Source organism: Mycobacteroides salmoniphilum (assembly GCF_004924335.1).
GTDB lineage: Bacteria > Actinomycetota > Actinomycetes > Mycobacteriales > Mycobacteriaceae > Mycobacterium > Mycobacterium salmoniphilum.
On the sequence record NZ_CP024633.1, the window covers coordinates 3,077,344 to 3,091,306 of the forward strand.

13 protein-coding genes are annotated in these 13,963 nt (G+C 62.8%); 5 read left to right on the plus strand and 8 right to left on the minus strand.

Features of this window, described 5'->3' with window-relative positions; all coding sequences use genetic code 11:
• Positions 1–42: 42 nt before the first annotated feature.
• From rsmD to DSM43276_RS15345, 5 genes are all read right to left on the minus strand, one after another.
• Positions 43–588: a 16S rRNA (guanine(966)-N(2))-methyltransferase RsmD gene (rsmD, locus tag DSM43276_RS15325; protein WP_078323997.1), complete on the minus strand. Its 546-nt coding sequence runs from the start codon at positions 586–588 to the stop codon at positions 43–45.
• Positions 585–3,971, minus strand: coding sequence for a pyruvate carboxylase (locus tag DSM43276_RS15330; RefSeq protein WP_078329770.1), 3,387 nt, complete (start codon positions 3,969–3,971; stop codon positions 585–587). The genes rsmD and DSM43276_RS15330 overlap by 4 nt, the downstream gene beginning before the upstream one ends.
• A 61-nt stretch (positions 3,972–4,032) precedes the next feature.
• The gene (locus DSM43276_RS15335) at positions 4,033–4,602 is read right to left on the minus strand and encodes a vitamin K epoxide reductase family protein (RefSeq protein WP_078329769.1); all 570 of its coding nucleotides are present in this window, start codon (positions 4,600–4,602) and stop codon (positions 4,033–4,035) included.
• Positions 4,599–5,372, minus strand: a complete 774-nt coding sequence (locus tag DSM43276_RS15340; protein ID WP_078329781.1) for a DsbA family protein — start codon at positions 5,370–5,372, stop codon at positions 4,599–4,601. The genes DSM43276_RS15335 and DSM43276_RS15340 overlap by 4 nt, the downstream gene beginning before the upstream one ends.
• A 23-nt stretch (positions 5,373–5,395) precedes the next feature.
• The gene (locus DSM43276_RS15345) at positions 5,396–6,442 is read right to left on the minus strand and encodes an alpha/beta hydrolase (protein ID WP_078329768.1); all 1,047 of its coding nucleotides are present in this window, start codon (positions 6,440–6,442) and stop codon (positions 5,396–5,398) included.
• Positions 6,443–6,477: 35 nt separating this feature from the next.
• Between DSM43276_RS15345 and DSM43276_RS15350 the strand changes: the two genes are divergently transcribed.
• Together DSM43276_RS15350 and DSM43276_RS15355 are read left to right on the plus strand one after the other, a co-directional pair.
• Positions 6,478–7,362 carry an LLM class flavin-dependent oxidoreductase gene (locus DSM43276_RS15350; RefSeq protein WP_078329767.1) on the plus strand — a complete coding sequence of 295 codons (885 nt, stop codon included), beginning with the start codon at positions 6,478–6,480 and terminating at the stop codon, positions 7,360–7,362.
• 265 nt (positions 7,363–7,627) lie between these two features.
• Positions 7,628–8,863 (plus strand): alpha/beta hydrolase family protein, encoded by a 1,236-nt coding sequence (locus DSM43276_RS15355; protein WP_234803037.1) that lies wholly within the window; start codon positions 7,628–7,630, stop codon positions 8,861–8,863.
• A gap of 91 nt (positions 8,864–8,954) precedes the next feature.
• On the opposite strand, the gene DSM43276_RS15360 is transcribed toward DSM43276_RS15355, so the two are convergent.
• From DSM43276_RS15360 to DSM43276_RS15370, 3 genes are all read right to left on the minus strand, one after another.
• A complete protein-coding gene (locus tag DSM43276_RS15360) occupies positions 8,955–9,497 on the minus strand; it encodes a TetR/AcrR family transcriptional regulator (RefSeq protein ID WP_078329765.1) in 543 nt (180 codons plus the stop codon).
• A 197-nt stretch (positions 9,498–9,694) separates the two neighbouring features.
• Complete coding sequence (locus DSM43276_RS15365; protein WP_078329764.1) at positions 9,695–10,408, minus strand: cutinase family protein; 714 nt, start codon at positions 10,406–10,408, stop codon at positions 9,695–9,697.
• Positions 10,409–10,697: 289 nt separating this feature from the next.
• On the minus strand, positions 10,698–11,324 hold the full coding sequence (locus DSM43276_RS15370) for a TetR/AcrR family transcriptional regulator (protein ID WP_078329763.1): 627 nt from the start codon (positions 11,322–11,324) through the stop codon (positions 10,698–10,700).
• Between the two features lie 58 nt (positions 11,325–11,382).
• Between DSM43276_RS15370 and DSM43276_RS15375 the strand changes: the two genes are divergently transcribed.
• The 3 genes from DSM43276_RS15375 (at position 11,383) to DSM43276_RS15385 (ending at position 13,946) form a co-directional block, all read left to right on the plus strand.
• Positions 11,383–11,595, plus strand: coding sequence for a ferredoxin (locus tag DSM43276_RS15375; RefSeq protein ID WP_078329762.1), 213 nt, complete (start codon positions 11,383–11,385; stop codon positions 11,593–11,595).
• Between the two features lie 227 nt (positions 11,596–11,822).
• Complete coding sequence (locus DSM43276_RS15380) at positions 11,823–13,154, plus strand: cytochrome P450 (RefSeq protein ID WP_268807873.1); 1,332 nt, start codon at positions 11,823–11,825, stop codon at positions 13,152–13,154.
• A gap of 36 nt (positions 13,155–13,190) precedes the next feature.
• On the plus strand, positions 13,191–13,946 hold the full coding sequence (locus tag DSM43276_RS15385; protein WP_078329761.1) for a nuclear transport factor 2 family protein: 756 nt from the start codon (positions 13,191–13,193) through the stop codon (positions 13,944–13,946).
• Positions 13,947–13,963 lie beyond the last annotated feature (17 nt).

Consider the following 13,963-nt stretch of genomic DNA (forward strand, 5'->3'; position numbering starts at 1 on the left):
TGCGCCCGATAGGTAAACGCGCGCTGTGGATTACCTGGACGGTTACAGAGATCCCAGCTCTAACCGCGTTCCCCCGTACTTACGGGAGGACACCTCCCAACCATCCGGCCACACCGCCTCCGGGCCCGACGCGTCACGCTCGAGCACCACAAGAGCCTCGTCGTTGACCCAATGATCGGTCAGGCGTGACAACAGAGCCGAAACCTCCTCGGCAGAAACCGAATACGGTGGATCAGCAAGGACCAGATCGTAGGCACGGTTGGGCGATGTCGACAGGAACGCCGATACCGCAGACTGCCGCAGCTCAGTACCGGGCAGGCCCACCGTCGCGATATTGGCCGAGATCACCTTCGATGCGGCGGCGTTCGACTCCACGAACGTCACGTGTTCCGCACCGCGTGAGAGCGCCTCAAGGCCCAGCGCACCGGAGCCTGCGAACAGATCAAGGACCGCGATCCCGTCGAAGTCCAAGCGCGCCTGCAGCATGCTGAACAGCGCCTCCCGCACCCGATCCGTGGTGGGCCGGGTTCCCTTAGGCGGCACCGCGATCCGGCGTCCGCCCGCGGCACCGGCAATGATCCGGGTCAGCTGATCACCACCAGCAGATCCCCACCCTCGACCTGAGAGGTCTCGGTCAACGCCACCCGCGCCACGGTTCCCGCCTTGGGCGCGGTGATGGAGGCCTCCATCTTCATGGCCTCGATGGTGCCAATGGTCTCCCCCGCAGTAACCTCCTGGCCCGACACCACATTGAGCGTCACCACGCCCGCGAAGGGCGCGGGCACATGATCGGCATTGGTCCGGTCGGCCTTCTCCGCACTGGCCACTGCGCTGTCGATGCTCCGGTCACGCACCTGCACGGGGCGTAGCTGACCATTGAGGATGCACATGACGGTCCGCATACCGCGCTCGTCGGCATCCGAGATCGCCTCGATCCCGATGAGCAGCTCGACGCCCTTCTCCAGCTTGACGCGGTGCTCCTCCCCGTACCGCAGGCCGTAGAAGAATTGGTTGGCCGAAAGCCGTGACGTGTCGCCGTACTGCTCGCGGTGGGCCAGGAATTCCTTGGTCGGACCGGGGAACAGCAGGCGGTTCAACGCTGCCCGCCGCGTCGCGCTGTCGCCATCGAGCTGTGCCGCGTCATCGGGCGTGAGCTCGACCTCCGCACGCGCGGGACCGCGACCTTCGAGTGCGCGCGTTCGGAACGGCTCGGGCCAGCCGCCGGGCGGGTCACCCAGCTCCCCGCGCAGGAATCCGATCACCGACTCCGGGATATCGAAACGACCAGGATCCGAGGAAAATTCGTCGGCACTCACACCCGTACCCACCAACGCCAGGGCCAGGTCGCCGACCACCTTCGAGGACGGGGTCACCTTGACCAGACGTCCGAGCATCCGATCGGCGGCGGCATAACGTGCCTCGATCTCCTCGAACTGGTCCCCCAGGCCCAACGCGATCGCCTGCTGGCGCAGGTTCGACAGCTGCCCACCGGGGATCTCGTGTGTGTACACCCGGCCCGTCGGTGACGGGAGCCCTGATTCGAAGGGGGCGTATACCTTTCGCAGCGCTTCCCAGTACGGCTCCAGATCGCACACCGCGGTCAGTGACACTCCGGTGTCGTACTCGCTGTGCGCGGCCGCTGCCACGATCGCCGACAACGACGGCTGGCTGGTGGTTCCGGCCATGGGTGCCGCAGCGCCGTCCACCGCGTCGGCCCCGGCCTGCCAGGCCGCCAGGTAGGTCGCCAGCTGCCCACCCGCGGTGTCATGGGTGTGCACATGCACCGGCAGGTCGAACCGGGAGCGCAGTGCCGTCACCAGAGTCGCCGCCGCGGGCGGACGCAACAGGCCCGCCATGTCCTTGATCGCGAGCACATGTGCACCCGCGTCGACAATCTGCTCGGCAAGCTTGAGGTAGTAGTCCAACGTGTACAGGTTCTCGCCGGGGCTGGACAGATCGCCGGTGTAACACATGGCGACCTCGGCGACCGAGCCGCCGACCTCACGCACGGCGTCAATTGCGGGGCGCATCGCCTCGATATTGTTGAGCGCGTCGAAGATTCGGTAGATGTCTACCCCGGTCGCGGTCGCCTCGCGAATGAACGCCTTGGTCACCGTCTCCGGATACGGCGTGTATCCCACAGTGTTTCGGCCACGCAGCAACATCTGCAGGCAGATGTTCGGGACGGCTTCACGCAGCTCGGCAAGCCGCTCCCACGGATCTTCCTTCAGAAAACGAAGCGCCACATCGTAAGTCGCGCCACCCCAGGCCTCGATCGAGAGCAACTCGGGAGTAAGCCGCGCCACGTACGGCGCGACCGCGAGCAGGCCGGTAGTGCGCACTCGAGTGGCCAACAGCGACTGGTGCGCGTCACGGAAGGTGGTGTCGGTCAGACCGACCGCCTTCTGCTCCCGCAGCGCCTTCGCGAATCCCTCGGGCCCCAGCGCCAATAGCCGCTGGCGCGAACCATCCGGCGCCGGTGCCGACAGATCCACCGCCGGCAACTTGTCATGCGGGTACACCTTCGAGGGCTTGGCCCCGTGAGGTTTGTTGACCGTGACATCGGCCAGGTAGTTCAGGATCTTCGTGCCGCGGTCGGCCGAGGATCGCGCCGTCAGCAGCTGCGGGCGCTCCTCGATGAATGAGGTCGTGACATGTCCCGACCGAAAGTCCGGGTCGTCCAGAACCGCCTGGAGGAACGGGATATTCGTGGCGACACCACGGATACGGAACTCGGCGACGGCGCGGCGGGCTCGCGCCACCGCGGTCTGGAAGTCCCGCCCGCGGCAGGTCAGCTTCACCAGCATGGAATCGAAATGCGCGCCCACCTCGGCACCCAGCGTCGTCCCACCATCCAGGCGGATACCCGCACCGCCCGGGCTGCGGTAGGCGGTGATGCGGCCGGTGTCTGGGCGGAACCCGTTGGCCGGATCCTCGGTGGTGATCCGGCATTGCAAGGCGAACCCGCGTGGCGGCGCCAACGTATCCTGATGCAGACCAAGGTCGTCCAGCGTCTCGCCGGAGGCGATGCGCAGCTGACTCGCCACCAGGTCCACGTCGGTGATCTCCTCGGTCACCGTGTGCTCCACCTGAATCCGGGGATTCATCTCGATGAAGACGTGACGACCGCGCTCATCAAGCAGGAATTCGACGGTGCCCGCGCAGCTATACCCGATGTGACGCGCGAAAGCGACAGCGTCCGAACAGATCTGCTCGCGCAGCTCGGCAGGCAGGTTGGGCGCAGGGGCTAGCTCGATGACTTTCTGGTGGCGCCGCTGCACGCTACAGTCACGCTCGTAGAGGTGGATGACGTTGCCCGCGGTGTCCGCGAGGATCTGCACCTCAATGTGCCGAGGATTGATGACGGCCTGTTCCAGAAAGACCGTCGGGTCCCCGAATGCCGACTCCGCTTCCCGGCTGGCCGCCTCGATCGCCTCGCGCAGCTGCTCGCGCTCGGCGACCCGGCGCATGCCGCGGCCACCACCACCGGCGACCGCCTTGACGAATACCGGAAACTCCATCGCCTCGGAGGCCGTCAGCAGCTCCTCGACCGAAGCCGAGGGCTCCGAGGACGCCAGCACCGGCAGCCCGGCCTCACGCGCGGCCGCGATCGCGCGGGCCTTATTACCCGTCAGCTCCAGGACGTCAGCGGGCGGTCCCACAAAGGTGATGCCCGCGCTGGCGCATGCCGCCGCCAGTTCGGGATTCTCCGACAGGAATCCATAACCGGGGTAGATGGCGTCGGCGCCGGCGTTCTTGGCCGCTTTGACCACCTCGGAGACCGACAGGTAGGCGCGGACCGGATGCCCCTTTTCGCCAATCTGGTACGCCTCATCGGCCTTCAGCCGATGACCCGAGTTGCGATCTTCGTAGGGGTAGACAGCGACGGTCGCGGCACCTAGTTCGTAGGCGGCACGAAATGCCCGGATCGCGATCTCACCGCGATTGGCGACAAGAACCTTCGAGAACATAGTCACAGACCGTACCGTGAGGATTCAGCGAACGCGCGTCCGCTGAACTTCACAATTCGGTTCAGACGAGTGTGATCCAGTAATCCCAGAATCGCTCGACAATTGCCAGGATCACCGCGACGTACCAGAAAGCCACCAGCGACCATCGCCATTGGTAGAGGACCCTCGCCCAGCGATGAGATCCCAATGGCCGCAAGGCAATCGATGTACTGACCACCAACAGCGGAATCGTGACCGTCCACACAACCATGCAGTACGGGCACAGCGCACCGATCCGGTACAGACTCTGGAATATCAACCAGTGGACGAAGGCCGCGCCCAGCAGGCTTCCGATGGCCAGACCACCCCAGTACCAGCGTGGCAGCTCCACCTTGGCGACCGCCAGCACGCCCGTCACCAGCACCACCGTGAACGCCACGATGCCGATGAGCGAGTTGGGGAATCCGAAGGCCGAGGCCTGCTCGGTCGTCATCACGGAGCCGCAGGAGATGATCGGGTTCAGGCTGCAGGACGGGACGTACGTCGGGTCGAGCAGGATCTCGATCTTCTCGATGGTCAGAGCCAGCGCGGCGGCCAGCCCGGCGACCCCGGCGGCCAGGACGTACCAGGCGGTCGCGGGGCGGATCGTCACGTCAGGCCCGGAACAGGTCCGGTGATGTCCGTAACGGCCTTGATCAGGTCTGCCGGGGTGGCGTCCCGCCCGAGCTCCCAGTCCTTGCCGTTGATCCGGATGGTCGGTGTGGCCTGGATGTTGAGCTTCGGGCCGAGCTCCTTGACCATGTTGATGTACTTCTTGTCCTTGATGCACTTGGATACCGCATCGGACGCGCCCACCGCCTTGGCCTGATCGATCAACCACTTGTCGTCGTGCCAGGTCTTGGCGTTGACCTCATCGGGCTGCTTGTTCGGGTCATAGAGCACGGAGTGGAACTTGAGGAACAGCTCGTCGGACTGGTCGGCCACACAGTAGGCCGCCGCCGAAGCCCGCGACGAATAGTCGCGTTTGAGCCGGGGCACATCCAGGATCCCCACCATGTTGTAGTCGGCACGCACCGCGCCGGTATCAATGAGCTTCTTGACGGTGGGCCCGAATTCCTGTTCGAACATGGCGCACGCCGGGCAGATCGGATCCTCGATCAGAGTCAGGACGACCTTGGGGTCGGTGGTTCCCTCTTTGGTGATGAGTTTGGCCGGCCCCGGTGTGACCACCTCGACCGCCTTGACCTCACCCGCGGGCGGAGCGGGCGGCCCCGGGTCCTTCTTGTTCTTGATGACGATGAAACCCACCAGCCCCGCGGCGAACAACACGACGATCGCCGTGAGCGCGATTTGGATCAGCTGGCTTCGGCGCTGCTCCGACTTCTTGAGGTCGTAGCTGGGGGGTTGCTTCGGTTTGGCCACGCGCACAGCCTACCGGGCAGAAATTAGCGAGACAGGTGTGCGCGCAGCGCCGAGGTCAGCTCGTCCACGGCCGCCGCCGGAGCGCCGCGCAGCCGGGCCATGTTGTAGAAGCCGTGAATCAGCGACCCCTGTACCCGCAGGTCCACCGGCACTCCGGCGGCCCGCAGCTTCTCCGCATACTCGTTGCCTTCATCGCGCAGCGGGTCGAAGCCCGCGGTCGTGATGAGTGCCGGGGGCAATCCCGCCAGGTCCGCGGCCAGAATCGGTGACACTTGGGGGTCGGACTTGTCGACATCGGACCCGTCGAAGTAGTGACCTTCGAACATGTCCATGGCCGCCTTGGTAAGGAAGAAGCCCTCGGCGAAGAGATCGCGCGACGGCCGCCGCACGGTGAAGTCGACGGCCGGATAGATCAGGAACTGCAGCAGCGGCAGTTGTGCACCGGTGTCGCGCGCCTGCTGCGACACAACGGCGGCGAGGTTGCCGCCCGCACTGTCACCGCCCACCGCAACCCTGTCGGGTGTGGCGCCGAGTTCACCGGCATGCTCAACGGCCCAGAGATAGGCGGCCAGGCAATCCTCGATCGCGGCAGGTGCCGGATGTTCGGGGGCCAGCCGATAGTCCACCGACAGCACCGGGACGCCGGCATCACGACAGGTCTGTCGACAGGCCTGGTCGTGTGTCTCCAGATCGCCGATCACCCAGCCGCCGCCGTGGAAGAACACCAGCACCGCACCGGTGTTCTCGACCACCGGCCGGTAGTGCCGGACCGGGATGGGGCCGGCAGGCCCGGGAATGGAGAAATTGCGTACCTGCCCGACGGGGGTGCTGAACGACAGCAGCGCCGACTGCTTCCGGATGTTGGCGCGACTCTCCTCAACGTCCTCGCCCTTGGTGATCTCGCCCTCTCCCATCAGTTCCATTCCGCGCAGCAACAGCTGAGTAGACGGATCGAGGATGTTGCCGTCGATGATCACCTGGCGACCGGCCATCGCTCGTCGAATCGCGAGGGGAATGTGCGGTGTCGCGGCGGTGCTGACACGCAGGGCGAGGTCGCGTAAAGGGCTCACGACGTAACCGTAGCGAGTACTCCTAGGCTGCCGGTATGGATATCGGCATTGCCCTGCCCTTCATGTGCCGGCAGTACACCCGCGAGTCGACCATCACCTGGGCCCGCCGCGCCGAGGAGGGAGGGTTCTCCACGATCTCCTCCGGTGAGCGGATCTCGTATCACAACCAGGAGATGTGGGTGACGCTCGCGGCAGCGGCGGCGGTCACCGAACGCATCCGGATACTCGCGAATGTCTCTGTGCTGCCGGCGCATCCGGTGCCGCTGGTCGCGAAACAAGCCGCGACGCTGGATGTGCTGTCCGAGGGCCGGTTCACCCTGGGGGTGGGTGTTGGCGGCCGCGAACACGACTACCGATCGTTGGACGCGTCCTTCGACCGACGCCACCAGCGCCTCGATGACCAAGTCGCCGAGCTGCGGCGGCTCTGGCGGGGTGAGCCTCCGTTCGAAGGTGCCGACCCAGTGGGCCCCGCACCTGTTCAGGCCGGCGGCCCTCCCATCGTCGCCGCCGCGATCGGTCCGAAATCGCTGGCCCGCGCGGCACAATGGGCTGACGGCATCACCGGCTTCAGCGTTTCCGGGGCACCCTCCGAGCTTGCCTACTCCGCCGGGGCCGCACGCGCGGCATGGCAGCAGGCTGGGCATGCCGAACCGCCGCTGCTGTCGAGCGGGTGTTTCTACACGCTGGGGATTCCCGACGCCCAGTCCGAACTCAAACAGTTCACCAGCGACTACCTCGCCATCTTCGGACCGCAGATAGCCGAGAATGTTCCGAAGACGTTGACCAACTTCGATGCCGACGCGCTGAACCGCACCCTCGACGGAGCCGAGGAGGCCGGGCTCGATGAATTCATCCTCGTGCCGGGGGCGTCCGATATCGCGGTGATCGAGGCGACCGTCGAACTCATCCAGACGCGCTGACCCCGGGTGAGTTGATCGCCCACGCCGCGGGCATTTCCCTCTGCCCGGCAATCGGTGGCAAGCCGGGACGTAGCAGCGAAAGGTCCTCGAACAGTGTGTGATTCAGATGCCGCCCGAGGAACTTGTCCGCGAGGAAATGACTTCTCCTCTGAAGTTCGCGGTGCAGCGAGGACCCCGCACCAATGAGACAATGGTGTATCATTTGAGCCGACTATGGCGCATGCATGGGCGGGTCACGCCCGTTTAAGGAGTTGTTGTGGTGTCCATGAATTTTGACCGGAGATGGGGCGCAGTTGCCGGAGTGCTGATGTTGGCCGGAGCACTGGCGGGGTGTTCCTCGCCTCAATCATCACCGGAGCGGGCACACATGAATTTCCAGGTGAGTACGGATTCTCAGGGCACTTACGAAGTACCGTCCCCCTTACCCGAAGGCAATCGTGGCGATCTGATTGCCTCGGCCGACCAGGGATCGGACGTGGGCTTAAGGGCGTCGAGTCGGGTAACCCTTCTCTATCGCTCAGTGAATTCACGGGGACAGGATGTAGTTGTCAGCGGCGTTTTACTGATTCCACACGGAGAAGTACCCGCCGGCGGCTGGCCACTGATTTCCTGGGCGCACGGAACAGTGGGTATCGCGGACCGTTGCGCCCCCTCCCACTCCCCCACGATGGGTGGCGAATTTAACGGGGAGTACGTGAAGTCACTATTGAATGCCGGCTACGCAGTCGCGGCCACCGACTATATCGGCTTAGGCACCCCCGGCGATCACACCTACATGGGTGCCATCGACCAAGGTAATGCCGTGGCCGATATCGTCCCGGCCGTCCGCCAAATCAACCCCCATTTGTCCGAGAATTGGTTCGTCATCGGACACTCGCAAGGTGGGGCGGCAGCACTGTCCGCCACACGTGCAGGCGTCAAGGGTCAGCAGCCCAGCGGCCTTAAGGCCGTGATTGCGATCGGTCCAGGCAACTCGGCGGAGAGTGCGCTTCAGGCGGTGATCGACGGGACGGACACAGACCCATTCGCTCCCGCCCTGGACCTCTTTGTTTTGATCGGGGCCGCCGCCGCCGATCAAAACATACATCTGGAAGAGATTTTGTCTCCACAAGGACAGAAAATCATGGACGAGGTGCGAAACAATACGTGTCTAGCTGACCTACTGAATAACACAAGAAATCTGCCCGGAGCCGATATCTTTCTTCATGATTCTCAAACCATTGCAGAGTTAAGCCAACGCCTAAAAATATATGGAAATCCGGACAACGGACCTACTAATGGTCCTGTATTAATCATTACCGGAGATGCCGACACTATCGTCCCCACGGCCGGCACACTCAAACTTATCGATAGTCTCCGCCAACAAGGGTCGGAAATTGAGGACCTTGTCTTACCCGGACAGGGCCACATAGAACCCCTCTACGATTCCTTCTGTGAACAACAACAGTTTCTAGCAGCCCATGGCGGTCCGCCGGCACCACCAACCTGCCCAAAACGCTAAACAGGCCTGAGGCTATGTGGACGTGCTCAGAGTGGTTGCCAGTGGTAAGCGAAATCGATAGGCGGCACAGCCAGTATCGCCCACTGACGCCTCAGGGAGTGTTCACCCCATGCAGCATCAGACTGGCGATCATGTGGGAGAAATCTCGGCGGGCGACCCTTCCAGTCTGGATGGCCCAGGCCGCGCCGGTGACCAGGCTGAAGAAGACTTCGGTAAGCCACACCGCCGTCAAATCGGTACGGAACTGGCCGGTTTTTTGCCCTCGCGCAAACAGCGCGGTGATCTGACCCTCAACACCTGAAAAGCCTTCAAGAGTCTCGGGAAGGTCCAGATTCTGATACTGGGCATATATGAGAACCAGTTGGTCTGCTATCGGCTCACAGGCCCCGACCAGCCGCTCCAAGGCGTCGGTCGCCGAGTCCTCGGTCAACCGCGCTCCGGCCAACGCCGACTCCATACTGGTCACCGCCAGCACGGTCAATGCTTCTATCAATGCGGCTCGGCCCACAAAATGTCGATGAAGCGTCGCGCGGCTCACTCCCACCGCCGCCGCGATCTCATCCATGGTCGCCGCCGGCTGTCTACCCAAGAAGACAGCCGCCGCATGCAACAAGCTGTCACGGCTCACAGCCATTTGCCCTCCCGGTTGCTCCGCGAATAGCGGTATCTCATATGCGACATAATCGTCTCATATTCGGCAGGGTTGACTTGGCGTGCTGACACTGGACCCGACCGAACGACGACGGACCCGAAGCAGTACAGGCTCGACGCGTTAATTGATCCTCGCGCCAGGGGCGTCCGATATCGCAGTGATCGAGGAGACGATCGAACTCATCGAGAAGCGCTAGCCAACTCCGCCGTCGAGGCGATCTGCCGGGCTGCGAAGTCAGCGGCCTGGTTGGTCATCCCGTTGTCTCCGTAGGAGCCGTGCGCGGTGTTGTCGTTGCCGTCCGGGGAGCAAATCGGATCCTCGGGGTTGCACATGTCGACAGTCTTGTCCGCGTAGAGGTGCCCAATGTTGATGGGAGGGGCCGTGTTGTCGATACGCTGCAGGAATCCGGTGGACGGCTTGCCGAACAGCGCCACCGCCGCGACGTGGTCGGCCACCTCGGGTGGCATCGGCCCGGTGATCCCCTCTGGCAGCTCGAAGCCCGGGGGCACCGCGTCCGCCGTGGTGTAGGCCACCACTGCCGCACCCTGCGAGAAGCCACCCAGCACGATCTTGGTGTTGGGGCACCGCGCCGCAACATCCTTAACCCGGTTGCTGGCGTCGATGACACCGTCAGCCGCGGTCGCAAAGGCCAGGGACGCGGGGTACTCGACGGGATAGACCTCCACCGACTTGCCCTTGGTGCGCGCACGCAGCGCGCTGACGAATGCCTCTCCGGTGCCGCCGACGCCCGGAGGCTCGAAAGTGCCTCTCGCAAAGACAATCTCAACATCGGGACATGCCGCAGCAGCGGCTGACGGTATGCCAACGGGCGAACTAAACAGGGCGCACATGACCACAATGGCAAGTAACCAGCCCCACCGAACTCTCTTCATCAATGACCACCACCTGTTCGGGCTTCCGTTCCTGTCTATCACAGATTCAACGGTTGTGGACAGGTCTGCGCCGCCTCGCGGATGGTTTAGGCCGATCGCTCGTCGATCGAAAGATGGTATCCACGAACCACTTCCGCGAGACCCGACCCAGTCAGACCATATTCAGTGAAAATGATGTTGAGCGTCCTTTGCCCGGCGCCAATAGGCTTTCACCAGGGCCACCATAAGCGTTGAACGCCTGTCGAAACTAGGGATAGCGGCGTGAGCAACATGCCGGCAACGGCGCGCATTACTCCGTAACGGCGCGCGCTGCCCTCAACACTGGGACGAAGTAGGTGACGGCGAAATTCCTTGCCTCGTCATCCGTCTCCGCGCGAAGAACCTTCGACGGAGCCAGCAAAAGAGTCGCGGTAATCCGCATGATGAGTTCGGCAGCCTGCTTAGCGCCCGCTTCGGAATACCCGTCCCCCATCAACCGCATGGCGAGAACGGAAAGTGCCACCTGGTAGTTGCCGTGTTCGGTCTCAAACAGTCTCAGCGACATTGATTCGGCCTCATATTCCTTGAGAGCCGCAACCACCGGATTCACCCGACACTCGCGCATTCCAGTAACGAACACCTCGACAACCTGGTCCTCGACCTTGTCCCCCAGATCCAGTAATGGCGCCAATTGGAGAAAGAACTGAAGCACCTCACGACCGACGACAGACGACACCATGTCGTCTTTGTCGCCACACCGGCGGTTCAGAGTCTGTCGAGAAACCTTGGCCCGCTTAGCAATATCCGCCACAGCTGCCCGACGGAAACCGTGCGCGACGAACTCAGCACGCGCGGCATCAAGAAGCCGCTCTCGCTCGTCATCCTCCGGGGCTACTTGCCCAGAAGACCACTGCGACCACATCGCGCCTAGATCCACAGTCGACAATGTTACCTCTTGACGTAGAGACATTGTTACATCTAAAGTCCAATGTCTCATGCTAGAACAACTCTTCTCCGTCACCGTCGACGACGGCGTCTGCATGGGAGCCGGCTATTGCTACCGCTCCTATCCGCAACTGTTTATGGAGAACGCCGACGGCACGAGCGTCGCGACCGGGACGACCAGTGACGAATTACTTGACGACGCAACTAAAGCCAGCCAGATCTGCCCCTCGGGGGCCATTGAGATCCACCGCGGAAAGGACTGATGTTGACCACTGCTGCGACCCATTGCCCGCCACACCGCCGCAACGACGATGCTGGAACGGTCGACCACGCACCTCGGGCGGTGACGTCACCTCGGTGGACCGCTGGCCGTCGCGCGGTGATCGCATCCTTGAAAGACGATCCGTTCTGGCCCACCCGCAAGCCACTCCGTGCATCCTTCAGCTTGCTCACCGGTCGCGGCCGCGACCGACCAATTCCACCAGGTCCCATCGGATTGCCCTTCATAGGCTCCGCGATTCCTATGGCGCGCAACCCGTACAAATTCCTACAGGACTGCCATCGCAGATATGGGGACATCTATCGGGTGCCGCTACCCATACATCCTTTGATCCTGGCCAACCACCCCGACCTGGTGAGCGAGTTTATGGAGGACACCGAACTCAAATACAGCATGTCCGCTCCACTCCAAGGCCAGCGAATTCACAAGGCAGTAACGAGCGTGGGCTGTCCAGTCCAGGTCCTCGAGGGCCAGGCACTTCGCGACAGACGGAAAAAACTCATGCCCATGTTCGGCAAGAAACACCTCGCGGTGGTGTCGGACAAGTTCGTCGAGGTGTTCTCCGACCGCATCGACCGATGGCTCGCACTCGCTGGTACCGACCAGGAGGTGAACCTTCAAGCTGAGTTGCCGAAGGTCGTGCTCCCGGCATTCATGTACGCCATGTTCTCGACGAGACTGTCCGATGAAGAAGTCCTGCATGCCGATACCGCGACCCGATCGGTGATGCGCGCCATCGCCTCTGGATTGTTTCTGGCGACGCCGCCGAACATCTTCCCGCTACGCGGCAAGGAAAATCTGACGGTCTCCGGGGTTCATCTCGTGCGAACCATCCGCAAGATGATCCGGGACCGACGTGCCAATCCCACCGATGATGCGGACCTGCTCAACATATTGCTCGCCGGACGCAACGACCCCAGCAACCCGCTTACCGAAGTCGACGTGTACTCGGAGATCATGTCGGCGATCGGTGGCGGTTACGAAACGATCGTCGCATCGATGTCATGGACGCTGGCACTGCTGCTGCAGCATCCGGAACATCTGGAGCGTCTCTATGACGAGATCGCGGTTCTTGGCGGCAGCGTGCCGACGCCCGACGATCTACCCAGGTTGCCCTGGGCACGCGCATGTTTCGACGAGGGACAACGGCTCCAGGGCGCCCCGATCAACCCGAGATACGCGATGGAGGACACCGAGCTCGGGGGCTACCCCATCCCCAAATACACCTTGGTAGCAAGCTCGTTATACGTGGTTCACCGCGATCCGCGGTGGTGGGGCGAGAACGCCGAAGTGTATGACCCGATGCAATTCTTCGATCAAGACCGGGTCAATGCGCGTCCACGTCTGGCATTCCAGGCCTTCGGCGCCGGACCACACCACTGTATGGGCACTGGTATGGCCTACATGATGGCTCAGTATTTGTTGGCGATCATCTTCCAGCGCTATCGCTTGCACTTGCGGCCAGGGTGGCAACCCCAACAATTCTTCAGCTTATCGACGCTAGTCAAAGGTGGCGTGCCCGCCACCATCACCAAAGCGTAAACACCTCACACACAAGCCATCACAGGAAGGAACGCCGTGACCAACACCGAGTTGAGGAACCAGGATTCGTACCGTTCGGACTGGGGCATAAAGGCTCCCCCCGGCCGGGTTCACGCGCCGGTCGCCGAATCCGAAGCACTCGTCGAGCCATTCCTGCGTCGTTGCAAAGAGCAGGAAGACATGTACGTCGCCGCCGGCTTCCCGCTGGAAGGGATTGCAGAGTTCTGGTGCAAGTGGTTCGCAGCCTGGAACGACGACTCCCCCGAAGCACTCGAGGACTGCTGGGCCGAGGACCTGGTGTGGACCATGTCCAACACAGGCCAACTGGAATTTCACGGCCGCAGCTACACCGGAGACTTCGCGCGATTCGGGTATCTGTTCACACGAGAACTCGGCTTTTATCCGTGGGACGGAACAGACACTCACCTGCCCTATTACGACTTCTTCAACGGTCAGGTACGGGCGGCTTTTCCGTACTCAGGATCTACACGGTTCTTCTGGAGCAGCACAATCCCGTGGCCGCGCAAGCCGGTTCGCGGCTGTGGTGTCGACAGGTACATCCTCCGCAAGGAGGACGGAGAATGGCGGATCGCGCGGATCGATACCGATCAGGACTTCCTGGCCGCCCTCATGCAGATGCTGCCATTCGCCACCGGAACCACAAAGCTCATAGCGTGGCTTACCCGCACTCTCCCGGTCGTGGGACGCAGGTTGGGGATTTACGACAGGGAATCTCTCTACAGCCGGGAATACGCGGCAAGCCGAGCGGCGCGAGTGCTGCCCAAGGGGTGATCACGACGGCGTCCCAC

Excerpts from the sequence above, each read along its gene's own strand:
- DSM43276_RS15375 (WP_078329762.1), top strand. The coding sequence starts at position 11,383 with ATGCTAGAACAACTCTTCTCCGTCACCGTCGACGACGGCGTCTGCATG.
- DSM43276_RS15365 (WP_078329764.1), bottom strand. The coding sequence starts at position 10,408 with ATGAAGAGAGTTCGGTGGGGCTGGTTACTTGCCATTGTGGTCATGTGC.
- DSM43276_RS15360 (WP_078329765.1), bottom strand. The coding sequence starts at position 9,497 with ATGGCTGTGAGCCGTGACAGCTTGTTGCATGCGGCGGCTGTCTTCTTG.
- DSM43276_RS15330 (WP_078329770.1), bottom strand. The coding sequence starts at position 3,971 with ATGTTCTCGAAGGTTCTTGTCGCCAATCGCGGTGAGATCGCGATCCGG.
- DSM43276_RS15355 (WP_234803037.1), top strand. The coding sequence starts at position 7,628 with ATGAATTTTGACCGGAGATGGGGCGCAGTTGCCGGAGTGCTGATGTTG.
- DSM43276_RS15350 (WP_078329767.1), top strand. The coding sequence starts at position 6,478 with ATGGATATCGGCATTGCCCTGCCCTTCATGTGCCGGCAGTACACCCGC.